The 14,414-nt window shown below is 68.2% G+C and carries 12 protein-coding genes; 10 read left to right on the top strand and 2 right to left on the bottom strand.

Annotated elements, in window-relative coordinates:
* Positions 1-63 precede the first annotated feature (63 nt).
* A complete protein-coding gene (locus AC5P7I_RS19800; protein WP_014647351.1) occupies positions 64-930 on the bottom strand; it encodes a pirin family protein in 867 nt (288 codons plus the stop codon).
* 149 nt (positions 931-1,079) lie between these two features.
* Between AC5P7I_RS19800 and AC5P7I_RS19795 the strand changes: the two genes are divergently transcribed.
* The 10 genes from AC5P7I_RS19795 (at position 1,080) to AC5P7I_RS19750 (ending at position 12,523) form a co-directional block, all read left to right on the top strand.
* Positions 1,080-2,006, top strand: a complete 927-nt coding sequence (locus AC5P7I_RS19795; protein ID WP_262088170.1) for a LysR family transcriptional regulator — start codon at positions 1,080-1,082, stop codon at positions 2,004-2,006.
* Positions 2,007-2,136: 130 nt separating this feature from the next.
* Positions 2,137-2,640, top strand: coding sequence for an RNA polymerase sigma factor (locus AC5P7I_RS19790; protein ID WP_014647349.1), 504 nt, complete (start codon positions 2,137-2,139; stop codon positions 2,638-2,640).
* 82 nt (positions 2,641-2,722) lie between these two features.
* Entirely contained in the window at positions 2,723-3,679 is a 957-nt protein-coding gene (locus AC5P7I_RS19785) for a FecR family protein (RefSeq protein ID WP_014647348.1), read from the top strand.
* A gap of 184 nt (positions 3,680-3,863) precedes the next feature.
* The gene (locus tag AC5P7I_RS19780; protein WP_142234828.1) at positions 3,864-6,980 is read left to right on the top strand and encodes a TonB-dependent receptor; all 3,117 of its coding nucleotides are present in this window, start codon (positions 3,864-3,866) and stop codon (positions 6,978-6,980) included.
* A gap of 52 nt (positions 6,981-7,032) precedes the next feature.
* Positions 7,033-7,797 carry a Slam-dependent surface lipoprotein gene (locus tag AC5P7I_RS19775; RefSeq protein ID WP_014647346.1) on the top strand — a complete coding sequence of 255 codons (765 nt, stop codon included), beginning with the start codon at positions 7,033-7,035 and terminating at the stop codon, positions 7,795-7,797.
* An 89-nt stretch (positions 7,798-7,886) separates the two neighbouring features.
* Entirely contained in the window at positions 7,887-9,341 is a 1,455-nt protein-coding gene (locus tag AC5P7I_RS19770; RefSeq protein WP_262088169.1) for a surface lipoprotein assembly modifier, read from the top strand.
* A gap of 136 nt (positions 9,342-9,477) precedes the next feature.
* A complete protein-coding gene (locus AC5P7I_RS19765) occupies positions 9,478-9,882 on the top strand; it encodes a response regulator (RefSeq protein ID WP_014647345.1) in 405 nt (134 codons plus the stop codon).
* A gap of 9 nt (positions 9,883-9,891) precedes the next feature.
* Complete coding sequence (locus tag AC5P7I_RS19760) at positions 9,892-11,478, top strand: PAS domain-containing protein (protein ID WP_164077810.1); 1,587 nt, start codon at positions 9,892-9,894, stop codon at positions 11,476-11,478.
* 70 nt (positions 11,479-11,548) lie between these two features.
* Positions 11,549-11,890, top strand: a complete 342-nt coding sequence (locus AC5P7I_RS19755) for a type II toxin-antitoxin system prevent-host-death family antitoxin (protein ID WP_014647343.1) — start codon at positions 11,549-11,551, stop codon at positions 11,888-11,890.
* A gap of 3 nt (positions 11,891-11,893) precedes the next feature.
* The gene (locus AC5P7I_RS19750; RefSeq protein WP_014647342.1) at positions 11,894-12,523 is read left to right on the top strand and encodes an ATPase; all 630 of its coding nucleotides are present in this window, start codon (positions 11,894-11,896) and stop codon (positions 12,521-12,523) included.
* 72 nt (positions 12,524-12,595) lie between these two features.
* Here the strand turns inward: AC5P7I_RS19750 and proP are convergent, their stop codons facing one another.
* Positions 12,596-14,086 (bottom strand): glycine betaine/L-proline transporter ProP, encoded by a 1,491-nt coding sequence (gene proP, locus AC5P7I_RS19745; protein WP_046430926.1) that lies wholly within the window; start codon positions 14,084-14,086, stop codon positions 12,596-12,598.
* Positions 14,087-14,414 lie beyond the last annotated feature (328 nt).

Below are 14,414 nucleotides of genomic sequence, written 5' to 3'. Positions count from 1 at the left end.
CCTGGAAAAAGCGGGCGATGGCCCGGAGGGTGCGGCGGGCCATCGCCCGCCGCTTTGAAACGATCAGTGCGCGATCTGGCCGAAGCGGCCGCTGTTGAAGTCGTTGACCGCCTGCGCGATCTCGGCCTGGCTGTTCATCACGAACGGGCCATAGCCCACCACCGGCTCGTCGATCGGCTCACCGCTGAGCAGCAGTACGGTGGCGTCGCTGTCGGCGTCGACGAACACGTCCTCGCCGCTGCGGTCGAAGGTGACCAGCTGCGCTTCGCCGACCGGCTGGCCGCCGTTGATCCGCACCGTACCCTTCAGCACCACAAGCGCCAGCGTGCGGCCCTCGGCCACCGGCAGGTCGGTGTGGTGGCCCTGCTGCAGGCGGATGTCCCAGACATCCATCGGCGTGTGGGTGCGCGCCGGGCCGGCATGACCGTGGAAGCGGCCGGCGATGACCCGCACGCGGCCGGCGCCATCGGGCAGATCCACCGAGGGAATCTCTGCGTCGAGCAGGGTCTGGTAGCCCGGTGCGCCCATCTTGTCGCGCGCCGGCAGGTTCACCCACAGCTGGACCATGTCCAGCGTGCCGCCGCGCCTGCTGAATTCCGGCGTGTGGAATTCCTCGTGGAGGATGCCGGAGGCAGCCGTCATCCACTGCACGTCACCCGGGCCGATGGTGCCGCCGGCCCCGGTCGAATCGCGGTGGGCGACCTCACCCTCATAGACGATGGTGACGGTCTCGAATCCGCGATGCGGATGCTGGCCGACGCCACGCGGCGTATTGCTGGGGGCGAAGGTGTACGGGCCGGCATAATCCAGCAGCAGGAACGGGCTGAGGTGCTGGCCGTGGGTGTTGTAGGAAAACATCGAGCGGGCGGGGAATCCGTCGCCCACCCAGTGCGGGCGCGGGGCGCTGTAGGTACCGGTGACACGCTTCATGGCGATCTCCTGGCCGGGGCTGCCGGCCGCTGTTCTTCGTTGCGAAGACGATATCGCCGTGACAATAAGGCCGGTAGACGCCAATATTTGCCGTCATAGTCCTATCTGGTGAACAATGTCTGCAGGCCGTGGCCGCAGGAGATCGCCCCGTGTTCATCGCAGATATCCGCCGTTGTGACCTCAACGACCTGTTCTACTTCGCCATGGTGGTCGAGCATGGCGGCTTCTCGCAGGCCGGCCGGGCGCTGGCGATGCCGAAGTCGAAACTGAGCCGGCGCGTCGCGCTGCTGGAGGAACGGTTGGGCGTGCGCCTGATCCAGCGTTCGACCCGGCGTTTCTCGGTCACCGAGGTCGGCCAGGACTACTACCGCCACTGCAAGGCCATGCTGGTCGAAGCCGAAGCGGCCGAGGAAGCCATTGCGATGTCACGTGCCGAGCCGCGCGGCACCATCCGCCTGGCGTGCCCGATCGCGATCCTGCACGCGCGCATTGGCACGATGCTGGCCGATTTCCTGGCCCTGCACCCGCAGGTGACGGTGCAGCTGGACGCCACCAACCGGCGCGTCGATGTGGTGGGCGAGGGCGTGGACGTGGCGATCCGCGTGCGGCCGCCGCCGCTGGAGGACAGTGACCTGGTGGTACGCGTGCTGGCGCGCCGGGTCTGGTGCACCAGTGCCAGCCCGGCGCTGCTGCAGCGGCTGGGCACGCCGCAGGTGCCGGCCGACCTGGCGATGATGCCGACCGTGGATCTGGCATCGCCCAGCCAGCAGCATGCCTGGGAATACACCGGGCCGGGCGATGTGCTGGCCAGCGTGCACCATCGCCCGCGGCTGGTCAGCGATGACATGATCGCGTTGCGCACCGCCGCGGTGGCCGGGGTGGGCCTGCTGATGCTGCCGCGGATGATGATCAGCGACGAGCTGGCCCGTGGCGCGCTGGTGCCGGTACTGCCGGAGTGGGTGCCCAAGCACGGCATCGTGCACGCGGTGTTCCCGTCGCGACGCGGCCTGTTGCCTGCGGTGCGTGCGCTGATCGACTACCTCGCCGAACGCTTCGAGGCGCTGGAGGAACCGTAGATCCTCCATCCACGCCATGCGTCGATGATGCTTTCGTGGCGCGGCTTGCCGCCTGCGGCCCCGCAGCCCACAATCCACGTCCGGACCGTCGCCATCACGCCCATCATTCCCCGGTCCGGCCTTGGCACCTATGTCTCCCAATGCCCTGGCGCTGGTCGAGCTGCTGATCCGCGAGCGCCGTGCGTTGTCCCGCTTCGTCGCGCGCTACCTCGACCCGGCCAGCACCGAGGACACCCTGCAGAACCTCTACCTGAAGGCCAGCAGCGTGCCCGGTGATCCACCGATCCTGGAGCCGCGCGGTTATCTGTACCGGATGGCCTACCACCACGCGCTCAACCGCAGCCAGGCCGACGCCCGCGAGCGGCGCGCGATGGCCGAGTACGCCACCGGCATGGCCGAGGCAGGCCACGACGGCGAGGCGCAGGCGCTGGACCAGGCGCAGCTGCGCGAGATCACCCAGACCATCCTGGCCCTGCCGGCCCAGGTACGCGAGTGCTTCGTGCTCAACCGCTACCTGGGCCTGAGCGAACGCGAGATTGCCGCGCGCCTGGGAATCTCCAAGAGCCTGGTCGGCAAGCATGTGCTGCGCGCAGCGCTGCTGATCCAGCAACAGCAGCGGGGAATGGGCCGATGAGCGGCGATTGCCGTGGGCAGATCGTGCCCGCCGTTGTCACAACAGGAAAGCGCACCCATTCGCGGTGCGGCAGGCCACAACCATGACCACGTCCGAACCCTCGCCGCGTCAGGCCAGGCAGGCGTTGCGCTGGGTGATACGGTGCAGTGCAGGCCCGTTGCCGGAACGCCAGCAACGCACCCTGCAGCGCTGGCTGCAGTCCGATCCGCGCCATGCGCTGGCCTGGCGCCAGCAGCAGGCCTTCTGGCAGCGGTTGGACGCTGCCGGGCCCGAGGTGCTGGCCGCGCTGCCCGAGCTGACCGCCGACCGCCAGGGGCTGCGGCCGATCGCACCGCGCCGTCGCCTGCCGTGGCTGCTGGCATCGGCTGCGGCCGTGGTGCTGATGGTCGCGGCCGCTCCGCATGCGTTGCTGCTGGCGCGCAGTGATGTGCGCAGCAGCGATGCGCCACGAGTGGTGCAGCTGGCCGATGGCAGCACGGCGGTACTCGATGCCGGCACCGCGCTGGCACTTTCGTTCGATGACCGGCAGCGCCACCTGCGCCTGCTGCGCGGCCAGGCCTGGTTCCAGGTAGCGCACGAGGCTCGCCCGTTCCAGGTCGAGGCAGCGGGCGGCCTGGTCCGTGACATCGGCACTGCCTTCAGCGTGTCGATGCTGGATACCACGGTCACCACCCAGGTCAGCGCGGGTGTGGTCGATGTGCGCCCGGGCGATGGCAGCGTGCAGCGCCTGCATGCCGGACAGGCACGCGTGTTCCGTGACGGGCACTGGCTGCAGCCGGTGCAGCTGGAAGATCCGGAGAGCATGGCGCCGTGGCGGCGTGGCGAGGTAGTGATCGATGATCGGCCGGCCGCGCAGGCCATCGCCGACCTGGCGCGCTACCGTCGTGCCCCGGTCTGGGTACTGGGCGGGCAGGGCGCACGCATACGGGTCAGTGGCCTGTTCCACCTGCAGCAACCGGACACGGCCATCGTCGCCGTGGCCGCGCAGGCGGGACTGCGCGTGCAGCGCTTGCCCGGTGGTGCGTTGCTGCTGTGGTGAAGCACCCGCGGAACATGGACGAACCGGTCGCATGAAAAAAAACATGAAAAAACCGTGGGCAGTCGTCGCAGCCCGCTGTCTATAGAGGTATAGCCAGAGCGAAACAGCGTTTCTTCTCAAGCCAGACACACCACCGGGCACCGGACGTGTCCGTGGTCCCGCCCCGCTTGAGGAGTTCCTGTCCATGCCGTCCACGGCATCCGCCTGTCATCGTCGCGCCACCGCTCTGGCCCTGGCTGTTTCCACCGCATTGCTGCAGTTGGCCTGGGTGCCGGCCGGGCAGGCGCAACCGGCGGTCGTCGCGCCGCTGCGCCAGTACGCCATTCCGGAACAGCCCCTGGCCGACGCCGTGCGTGCCTTTGGCCGCCAGGCCGATGTGCAGGTGGTGTTCCGCAGTGACCTGGTGGAAGGCCGTCGCTCCAGCGCGGTGAGCGGCGAGTACAGCCAGATGCAGGCCCTGCAGCTGCTGCTGCGTGGCAGCGGCGTGCGCGCGCAGCGTGGCATGGACGGCACCTGGAGCCTGCGTGCGGTAGCGGAGGCGGGTGAAGGGGAAGGGGTGCGGGTGACCGAGACACTGGACGTGGCCGGTCGCCTGCAGTCGGAAGGGGGCGAGGCCCGCGATCGGCGCGGCTACGATGATGTGTTCGCGCTGGACATGGCCACGGCGTATTCGGGGCGCGACCGGGTGGAGCGCTACCGCGGCTCCAATCCGGCCGACGTGGTCAAGGATCTGGTCGGTGTGTTCAGCGGCGATGCGCGCAACAGTGGCGCGCTGGACATCAACATCCGCGGCATCCAGGGGCCGGGGCGGGTGCCGGTCAGCATCGACGGCGGCGAGCAGGCACTTACGGTCTGGCGCGGCTACAACGGCGTCAGCAACCGCAACTACATCGATCCCAACCTGATAGGTGGCATCCAGGTCATCAAGGGGCCGGGGCTGGTGCGCGATGTGCACAGCGGGATCGGTGGCGCGCTGGTGATCAAGACCATCGACGTCGATGACATCGTGGAAGCGGGTGAGCGCTTCGGCGGGGAGCTGAAGATCGAAGGCAGCAGCAATGCGGTGGCGCCACGCCTGCCGCGGCTGCATACCGGCGAGGACTACCGCACGGTGCCCGGGTTCCCGCAGGGCTCGCCCTCGGCACCGTATGCCGACAGCACGCTGCTGGTGCCGGTGAAGTCGCGCGGTTCGGAAGCCAATGTGTTCGCCGGCGAGGACCAGGCCTGGCGGCTGGCGCTGGGCCTGCGCGGCGAACACGTGGACCTGATGGCCGCGTATGCCTGGCGCAAGCGCGGCAACTACTTCTCCGGCACCCAGGGCACGGCGTACTACGACCAGGACCCGCGCGAGCAGTTCGAGTACAAGGGCCTGGACTACATCACCACGCTGGCGCGCTACTTCAAGCCCGGCGGCGAGGTGCCCAACACCTCCAGCGAGCAGGAATCGTGGCTGCTGAAGGCGACCTGGCAGATCAACGATGACCAGCAGCTGCGCGCCACCTGGCGGCGTACGCTCTCCCACTACGGCGAGATCATGCCCTCGCGCATCCTGTCCGCGCCCGACTACGGTCGCATCCAGTGGCCGCTCAGCCGCGTCGATGCCGATGCCTGGAACCTGGAATACCACTGGCAGCCTGCCGGCAGCCGCTGGCTGGACCTGCGTGCCAACCTGTGGCGCACCGAAACCACCAGCGATACCTACACCGCTGGCGGCTTCCCCAATTTTGCCAGCAACCCCGACTGGAACCCCGGCAGCAGCCCGATCCTGCGCAATACCGCGCTGGCCAATGCCCGCAACGACCGCACCGGCCTGACCCTGAGCAACCGCTTCGCGTTGCATTCCACCCTGGACCTGACGGTGGGCGGCAACTGGCAGTTCGAGAAACTGCGCTCGGCGGACCCGTACTTTGGCGTCAGCGATGGCTGGCGCATGTACCCGCGCGCCGGGCGCCGCCAGGAAAGCGAGGGCTATCTGGTGCTGGACTGGCGGCCGGTGGATTTCCTCTCCCTGAGCGCCGGCGTGCGCTACGCGCGCTATTGGGCCTTCGATGATTTCCTGCAGGAACACCCGGAACTGATGACCACCTCTGTGTTCCCCAAGGAGGCCCGCTACCGGGTCAACGAACTGCCTGAGCGCCCGGCCAGCCTGCAGGGCGAGATCGACGCCATCGAGGCGCAGCGCGCGTTCTGGGACAGCATCGGCATGGGCTTCATCGTTGATGATCTGCTCAAGGGCCTGCTGAGCAGGTATGAGACGCCGGTTGCGGTGGACCACACCATTCCGTGGCTGCCGGATGCGGACGGCAACTACAGCCGTGCCAGCAACCCGTGCCTGAATGGTCAGGTGGCGGCCATTCCCGGGCTGTTGCCGGTGCAGGGCGCGCAGATCCTGTGCAGCATCCAGAACGGGCGGCCGCAGACGGTGGCCGGGCGCAACGAGCGCAGGCGCGACCATGCCTGGCTGCCGACCTTCTCGGCCACCGCGCATTTCTCGCCCAATGCGCGCGCCTATGTGCGTTACAGCGAGGCGGTGCGTTTCCCCAGCATGTTCGAGAGCACCATCGCGTTCTCCAGCAGCCTGAACCCGCTGTACCCGCTCAAGCCCGAGCACGCCTACAACTACGAAGTGGGCTATGTGCACAACCTGTCCGCACTGTTCGGCAACACCGCCGATGCCGACGTGAAGCTGGCCTACTACGTGCACAAGACCCGCAACGTAATCGAGCGCGACGGCAATTTCCTGTTCGACAACCTGGACAAGCAGCGCATCCGCGGCCTGGAGTTGCAGGCGCGGTTCGACAACCGGCGCTTCTTCACCGACCTGGGCATCACCCGTACGCTGGAAAACAAGGTCTGCGACGAAAGCATGGCGGTGCAGCTCGATGCGCTGGCCGGCAAGGTGCCCAACTGCGTGCAGGACGGCTTCGTCAGTGGCTACCTGCTGACCCAGGCCATTCCCCGGTTGTCGGTGAACGTGTCGCTGGGCACCCGGCTGTTCGATGAGCGCCTGGAGCTGGGCAGCCGCATCGTGCATTACCGGCGCCACCAGAACCCGGACCTGCAGGCCTACCGTGATCGCCTGTACGCCGGCATCGGTGGCCTGATCTGGCAGAACGTGCCGTTCACCTGGGGAAACATCACCACCGTCGATGCCTACGCGCGCTGGCGCTTCAATGACCACACCAGCGTCGAGCTGGTCGGCACCAACCTCGGCAACCGCTACTACGTCGACCCGGCCACGCGCTCCACGCTGCCGGCGCCGGGGCGCACGCTGAAGCTCGGTGTCACTGCGCGCTTCTGATGACCTGCCTCGTTGTTGTACCCGTTGTTCCCTCAACCCAAGGAGTAGTTCCATGAAGATGATCTCCCGTTCCGTACTGGCCATGGCCGCCACCTTCGCCCTGGCCGGTGCCGCGCAGGCCGCCGACATCGTCGGTGCGGCCAGCCCGGCCACCGATTCGCAGCTGTACGTCAAGGTCGGTGCCTCCGAAGTCAACGGCGGCCCGCACAGCGCAGGCAAGGCCGGCATCGGCGTCGGCACCGTCTCCAACGGCAAGCCGGTCGACTTCCAGGGGCTGGCGGCCTATTCGGCCCCGACCACCGTCAACGGCGTTACCGTGCGTACCCTGGCCATGCCGATCACCGGTACGCCGGGCAGCCATTCCGGCATGGGCCACTTCAACTTCGTCAAGGTGGGCAGTGGCGATGTGTGGTTCGGTGAATGGTCCAAGGACGGCGCTGCGGGTGGCTTCAACAACCGCCAGGTGTACTTCGCTGGCGACCGCGCCGGCACCACCCTGCCCAGCGGTACCGCCACCTACGCGGTGGCCGGCCTGAACCGGTTCAATGGCAGCAACCTGCTCAGCGGTACCTTCGCGGCGAACTTCGGCACTGGCAAGCTGACCGGCGGCCTGACCGGTGGTGGCCAGACCCTGGCGATCAGCGCCAACATCAACAGCGCCGATGCATCCTTCGCCGGCACCGCCGTGGCCAACGGCTCGGTCACCGGCAACAGCCAGGGCCAGTTCTTCGGCGCCAATGCGGCCACGCTCGCCGGTATCGCCACGTTCGCCGGCAACAGCCAGTACGACACCGCCTTCGGCGGCAGCAAGAACTGATCGCCACGCCCCTGACGGGGCAGTGCAGGGACAAGCCGCGATCCGCCAGTCCCTGCTTCGGCCGCTGCATGCACCACCACGGATCGACCATGCGCCATTCCACCTTCCTTGTCGTACTGCTGTTGGCTGCCGCTGATGTGCGCGCCCAGCAGGACGATCTGCGCCGCGTGCTTGAACAGGGCAGCGAACTGCGCCACCAGCAGCAGGACCGGCAGCGCCTGCAACAGGCCGAGTCGGAGCGGCCGACCATCACCATCGACGGCAGGACGCTGCGCGTGGAGCGCACCGTTGACGATCTCGGCCAGGCCCTCTACCTGTCACTGCAGCATCAGCAATGGCGGGCCGCCGCGGCGTTCCTCGAGGAGTACATCGAACTGCCGGGGCATGACCCGCTGCTGCGCCATTACGCGCAGGGGGCGTTGGCCCGCGTGGCCGGCGACCATCGTCGCGCGGCGAAGGAGTACGAAGCGCTGCTGGCGGCGCAGCCGGAGTTCCTGCCGGCCCGTCTCGAGCTGGCACGTGTCTATGCGGAAGACCAGCGTGATCGCGATGCGGTCGCGCTGTTCACGGCCATCGCTGCAGGCATCAATGCTGATGATCCGGCCACGGCCGGCGTCCGCGCGCGCGTGGACGGGTACCTGGGTGCCCTGCAGGCGCGCCAGCGCTGGAAAGGCGCGCTGTCCGCCGGCCCCGCATGGAGTGACAACATCAACCGCAGCTCGGCCAGCCGCACCTGCCTGTTCGGCGTAGGCGACGCCTGCATCATCGAACGGAAACTGCCCGACGCCCAGCGCGCAGGGGGCCTCGACTACGACGCCAGCCTGGAACGGCGCTGGGTCCTCGACGGGCATCATGGGCTGTACCTGCGCGGTCTCGCCTTCGGTCAGGCATGGCGCGGGCACCGTGCCTACAACGAGCTCAATGCCAATGTGCAGGCAGGTTACAGCTGGCGCAGTGCGCGGCAGACAGTGCTGCTTGCCCCCAGCTATGACGTCCAGGGCCTGGGCAACCATGCGCTGCAGGGCGGCAGTGGCGTGCACGGCGAATGGCAGTACGCCCTGGATGCACGCAGCCTGCTCAAGCTGGAGGCCGACTGGAAGCGCCAGCGGTATCGCCAGCAGGGCCTGGCCAGCAATTATGACGGCGAGCTGGTATCGGTGTATGCCACCTGGTTCCGTGCGCTCAATCCGCGCTGGACGGTCTTCGCCGGGCTGGATGTCACCGGCAGCAGCGCTGCCGACCCGGCCAACGGCTACCGCCAGCGCGGCTTGCGGCTGGGCGCGGCGCGGCAGTGGAGCGGCACCACGGCCACGGTGTTCGTGTCGCTGCGCCGCCGCGACTACGACGCCTGGAGTCCATTGCTGGAGGCGCGCAGGCAGGACGACGAACAGAACCTGATCGCCATCGTGCGCAGCGAGCGGCTGGCGGTGGCCGGGCTGGTGCCCAGCCTGGGCCTGCGCTACGCCCGCATCGACAGCAACGTCGGCTGGCTGTACAGCCACGACCGCAGCCTGCTCAGCCTGAAATGGGAGCGGGCGTTCTGAACGCGCCGCTGCAATGCCCGGGTGAACGGGCCGTGGCGGCGATCTTCATCGATCATCACGCGCCCTTGTAGCCCGTTTCGCGCATCCTGCAGGCGTTGCGGCAGAGGTGCGCCGCGTGTATCGAGGAGCGCGGGTCGTGCTGGAAGCGGGCAACAAGCCAGAGGGCCTGAAAGGGCTGCGGGTGCTGGTGGCGGAAGATGAATTCGCCATCGCGATGTTCCTGGTGGACTATCTGGAACTGAAGGGCGCGCAGGTGGTGGGACCGGCCGGTGACCTGCAGGCGCTGGGGCGTCTGGTCGATGAGAACCCCATCGATGTCGCCCTGCTGGACATCAACCTGGGGGGTGAACTGGTCTACCCCTTGGCCGACCGCTTGGCGGACGCCGGCACGCCGTTCATGTTGACCTCCGGCTACGATGACAATCTGCCCAGCCGCTTCGCTGGCGCGCCCCGCTGTACCAAGCCCTATCACATCGAGGCACTGGTGCAGCAGCTGGCACGGCTGGTGGCAGGCCCGCAGGCTGCTGCGGGCATCGCCTGATTGCGCGGCATGTCACGCCGCATCGAGGGTCTCCCGGCCATTGAGCGCCCGGCGGGCATGCCGCCGCCGCTGCAGGCGCATGCGCGCCATGACGGCATGGCCGCCCGTATTGCCCGCCACGACTGGTCAGGCACGCCACTGGGTGCGATCGAGCGATGGCCGCCGCACCTGCGCGCCACTGTCGACCTGATGCTGGCCCACGGCTTCCCGATGATCGTGCTGTGGGGCGAGCAGCTGGTGCAGCTCTACAACGATGGCTATGCCGAGATCCTCGCCGACAAGCATCCGGGCGGGCTTGGCCAGCCCACCCGCGAGTGCTGGCCTGAGGTCTGGCACATCAACGGCCCGATCTACCAGCGGGTGTGGCAGGGCGAGACCATCACCTACGAGGACAAGCTCTATCCGCTGGCGCGGCGGGGGCGGCTGGAGGATGTCTGGTTCACCATCACCTACAGCCCCATCCGCGGTGAGGAAGGGCGCATCAACGGTGTGCTTGTCACCATGTTCGAAACGACGGCCGCGCATGTCGCGCAGGCGGCCCGCGAGCGCGAGGAGCAGAAGCGCCGTGAGAGCGACCGGCGCCTGGCGCTGGCATTCAAGGTGCTGCCGGTGGGCGTCTGCATTGTCGATGCCGAAGGCCGACTGCAACTGTCCAACGACCGGATGCGGACCTATCTGCCCACCGGCAAGGTGCCGTCCACTGATCGTCCCAACCACTACCGCTGGCAGGGATGGCACCCCGACGGCTCGCGCATCGAGCCCCATGATTTCGCCATCGCCCGCGCCCTGCGGGGGGAGACGGTGGTCCCCGGCCTGGAGTTCCAGTTCATCCATGACGACGGGCGCGCCCGCTGGACACGCGTCGCCGCTGCGCCGCTGCGCGATGCAGACGGCGAGGTGACCGGGGTGTTCGCCATTGCGGTGGATATCGACGACCTCAAGCGCGCCACCGAGCGCCAGGCGGTGCTGCTGGCCGAACTGCAGCACCGGGTCCGCAACATCATGTCGACCATCCATGCCCTTGCCTGGCGGACGCGCAGCACCGTGGCCAGCGTGGACGAGTACGCCGAGCGGCTGTGCGGGCGTTTGATGTCGCTGGCGCGCACGCAGAGCCTGCTGACCCGCGGCGGCAATGCCGGGGTCTGCCTGCGCGGGATGATCGAAGAGGAAGTGTCGGCGCAGATGCCGGGCACGGGCCTGTGCGAACTGCACGGTGAGGACGTGCTGCTGCCACCGAAAGCGGCCGAGGTGCTGTCGTTGGCCATCCATGAGCTGGCGAGCAATGCGCTGCGCTACGGCGCGGCCGCGCGCGAGGCGGGGCGGATCGAGGTGTCCTGGCATCTGCAGGTGCAGGACGCCGAACCGTGGCTGGGCCTGCACTGGTGCGAGCGCCATGCCGACGTGGAGGGCTGGGAAATGCCACGCCAGCGCGGCCTGGGCCGGGCGCTGATCGAGCAGCGCGTGCCCTACGAGCTGGCTGGCAGCGGCGAGCTGCACTTTGGCCCACAGGGGCTGGATGCGTGGATCCGCTTCCCGCTGCGCGAACGCGACAGCCTGCTGCAGACCGACGCTCCGGACACCGCGCCCCTGCGATAAAAGGGGATTTATCCCCAATTTGGCCAAATTGGGTATAGTGTCGCTCATCCACCCCGCCTGGAGCCGTGCCATGACCCTGCCGCTGGATCTGCCTGGCCTTGAAAAGGCCCCGGCCTCGTCGGTGAAGACCCGGGGCTGGCCGAGCCTGATGCGCACCGTGCGCGAAAAGCAGGCGCTGGTCATCACCAACCACAACCACCCGGAAGCGGTGATCGTGGACATCCGCACCTACCAGGAACTGCTGGCCAAGGCCGCTGGCGGTGATGCCGGTGAGCGCAGCGAGGAGCTGCAGCGCCTGCGCAGCGAGTTCGACCAGACCCTGGCCGGGCTGCAGCGCGGGGAAGGGCTGGGCAAGGTGCTGGGCCAGCCGATCCGGCGCGGCCGCAAGGTCACCCTTGGCCGTCCGCTCTGATCGATGGGACGCATCCTGGCGTTGGCCGGTGTCAATGGCGCCGGCAAGAGTTCGCTGCTGGGCACCTGGCTGGACGCCGAAGGGCTGAGCTGGTTCAACCCGGACTCGTTCACCCGCCGCCTGGTCGACGCCGGCTGGCCGCTGCCGGACGCCAATGCCGAGGCCTGGCAGGAAGGCACCCGCCGCCTGCGCCAGGCCATGGCCGATGGCACCGACTTCGCCTTCGAGACCACGCTCGGTGGCAACACCATTCCGCGCCTGCTGCGTGAGGCCTGCGAGCGGCACCAGGTGGCGATCTGGTTCTGTGGGCTGGCCGATGTCGGGCTGCACGTCGCCCGTGTGGCCGCGCGGGTGGCCGCCGGTGGCCACGATATTCCGGTGGAGAAGATCCACGCGCGTTTCGATTCGGCGCGCGCGAACCTGCTGGAGCTGCTGCCGCACCTGGCCGAGCTGCATGTCTACGACAACAGCGCGCCGGCCGATGCCGACGGCTGCGTGGTGCCGCTGCCGGTATTGGCCATGGCTGCAGGCCAGCTGCATTACCCGGTCGCAGTGGCCGACCTGTTGCACACGCCGGGCTGGGCCAAGCCCATCGTGATGCGCGCGATGGAATTGGACACCCCGGGTGATTGATGCCGCACGGGGTGCGGAGTCGAACCCATGCTCGGCTGATCCCCTGGAAGTCAGCCGAGCGCGGGCTCGGCTCTACAACGCCGGCTTCGCCTGCTCGGGCTCGGCAACGTCCGGCAGCGGCGGCAAGGTCGGGTCCACCGTCACCGGCACATCGCTCTTCAACAGCGCGGCTGCTTCCTTGTCGCTGCCAACCGCTGGTGGTGAACCGCGCAGCGGCAGGCCGGCGGTTTCCTTCACGAACAGCATGGTCACCAGGCCGATCACCGCCGCGCCCATCAGGTAATAGGCCGGCACCAGCGGGTCGCCGGTACGCTCCACCAGCCACGCGGTCACCAGCGGCGTGGTGCCACCGAACAGCGACACCGACACATTGAAGGCGATCGACAGCGCGCTGTAGCGCACCGGGGTGTAGAACAACGCCGGCAGCGTGGACGGCATCGAGCTGGTGAAGCACACCAGCGCCAGCCCCAGCAGCATCAGGCCGAGGAAGATCAGCCCGTCGTTGCCGCTACCGACCAGCAGCAGGCACGGAATGGCCAGCACCAGCAGCGCGATGCACGCACCGATGATCATCGGGCGGCGGCCCAGCCGGTCACTGAACAACCCGCCGACGATGTTCAGCGGCATCATCACCAGCATCACGATGATGATCAGCAGCAGGCCCTTGCTCTCGGCATAGCCCATCGTGACGCTGAGGTAGCTGGGCATGTAGGTCAGCAGCATGTAATCGGTCACGTTGAACACCAGCACCAGGCCCATGCACACCAGCAGCTGGCGGCCATGCACCTGGAACAGCGCGCCCAGCCCCGGCCGCTCGTGCTCACGCTTCTCGGCTTCCTCGGCGAAGGCGCGGAACGCCGGGGTTTCCTCCAGCTTCATGCGCATGTACAGGCCGAGCAGGCCCAGCGGGCCGGCCACCAGGAACGGAATGCGCCAGCCCCAGTCCAGCATCTGCTCGCTGCTCAGCAGCATGTGCAGCGCGGTGACGGTGCCGGCGCCGGCGATGTAGCCGCCCAGCGTGCCGAACTCCAGCCAGCTGCCCATCAGGCCGCGGTTGCGGTCGGTGGAATACTCGGCGATGAAGGTGGCCGCGCCCCCGTATTCGCCGCCGGTGGAGAAGCCCTGCACCACGCGCGCCAGCAGCAACAGCACCGGTGCCCAGATGCCGATGCGCTCGTAGGCGGGAATCAGGCCGATGGCAAACGTGCCCAGCGCCATCAGGATCATGGTGAACGCCAGCACTTTCTGGCGGCCGTAGCGATCACCCAGGGGGCCGAATACCAGGCCGCCCAGTGGCCGCACCAGGAACGCCACGGTGAAGGTGGCGAACGCAGCGATCACCTGCGCGGTGGGGTTGCTGGAGGGGAAGAACACCTGGCCGATGGTGACGGCCAGATAGCCGTAGACACCGAAGTCGAACCACTCCATGGCATTGCCGAGTGCGGCCGCGCCGACGGCGCGCTTGAGCATGGGCTTGTCGACGACGGTGATCTCATCGACCTTCAGGTGGCGGCGGCGTTTGAACCAGCCGAAATGGGCATGTGCATCGGGGGTGTCCTGCATGGGGGCTCCCTTGTAGGCAGAAGAGGGGAAATGAGCGGTGAGGTAGGTCCCGGAAATCGGAAACGGCGATGCAGGCGCAGGTGGCGCAGGGGCATCGGTGAGTGGGGTGGGGGCCGGGGAATGTGTGCAGGCACGGCGCCATGCGCACGGCAAAGCACCGCCGCAACGGCGGAAACGCAGCAACGGGATCACAGCGCTCGCGCAATCAGCGGCCGGCGGTCACAGCAGCGTGGGGAGTGCAGGCCGAGGGCCTGCGGGCGTCATCCGCCAGGATCCAGCGCGAGGCGGTGGAACGGCAGGGCGGGAGCTATCGTGGCAAGCGAAGCGC

The organism is Stenotrophomonas sp. YJH_SMC_138 (genome assembly GCF_059369855.1).
Note: the sequence above shows the minus strand (reverse complement) of the source record. Positions and strands in the feature narration are given on the sequence as shown.

What these genes read in the sequence shown, in the direction of transcription:
- AC5P7I_RS19790 (WP_014647349.1), top strand. Translation starts at nt 2,137, where the DNA reads ATGTCTCCCAATGCCCTGGCGCTGGTCGAGCTGCTGATCCGCGAGCGC.
- AC5P7I_RS19775 (WP_014647346.1), top strand. Translation starts at nt 7,033, where the DNA reads ATGAAGATGATCTCCCGTTCCGTACTGGCCATGGCCGCCACCTTCGCC.
- AC5P7I_RS19785 (WP_014647348.1), top strand. Translation starts at nt 2,723, where the DNA reads ATGACCACGTCCGAACCCTCGCCGCGTCAGGCCAGGCAGGCGTTGCGC.
- AC5P7I_RS19780 (WP_142234828.1), top strand. Translation starts at nt 3,864, where the DNA reads ATGCCGTCCACGGCATCCGCCTGTCATCGTCGCGCCACCGCTCTGGCC.
- AC5P7I_RS19755 (WP_014647343.1), top strand. Translation starts at nt 11,549, where the DNA reads ATGACCCTGCCGCTGGATCTGCCTGGCCTTGAAAAGGCCCCGGCCTCG.
- AC5P7I_RS19770 (WP_262088169.1), top strand. Translation starts at nt 7,887, where the DNA reads ATGCGCCATTCCACCTTCCTTGTCGTACTGCTGTTGGCTGCCGCTGAT.
- AC5P7I_RS19760 (WP_164077810.1), top strand. Translation starts at nt 9,892, where the DNA reads ATGTCACGCCGCATCGAGGGTCTCCCGGCCATTGAGCGCCCGGCGGGC.
- AC5P7I_RS19800 (WP_014647351.1), bottom strand. Translation starts at nt 930, where the DNA reads ATGAAGCGTGTCACCGGTACCTACAGCGCCCCGCGCCCGCACTGGGTG.
- AC5P7I_RS19750 (WP_014647342.1), top strand. Translation starts at nt 11,894, where the DNA reads ATGGGACGCATCCTGGCGTTGGCCGGTGTCAATGGCGCCGGCAAGAGT.
- proP (WP_046430926.1), bottom strand. Translation starts at nt 14,086, where the DNA reads ATGCAGGACACCCCCGATGCACATGCCCATTTCGGCTGGTTCAAACGC.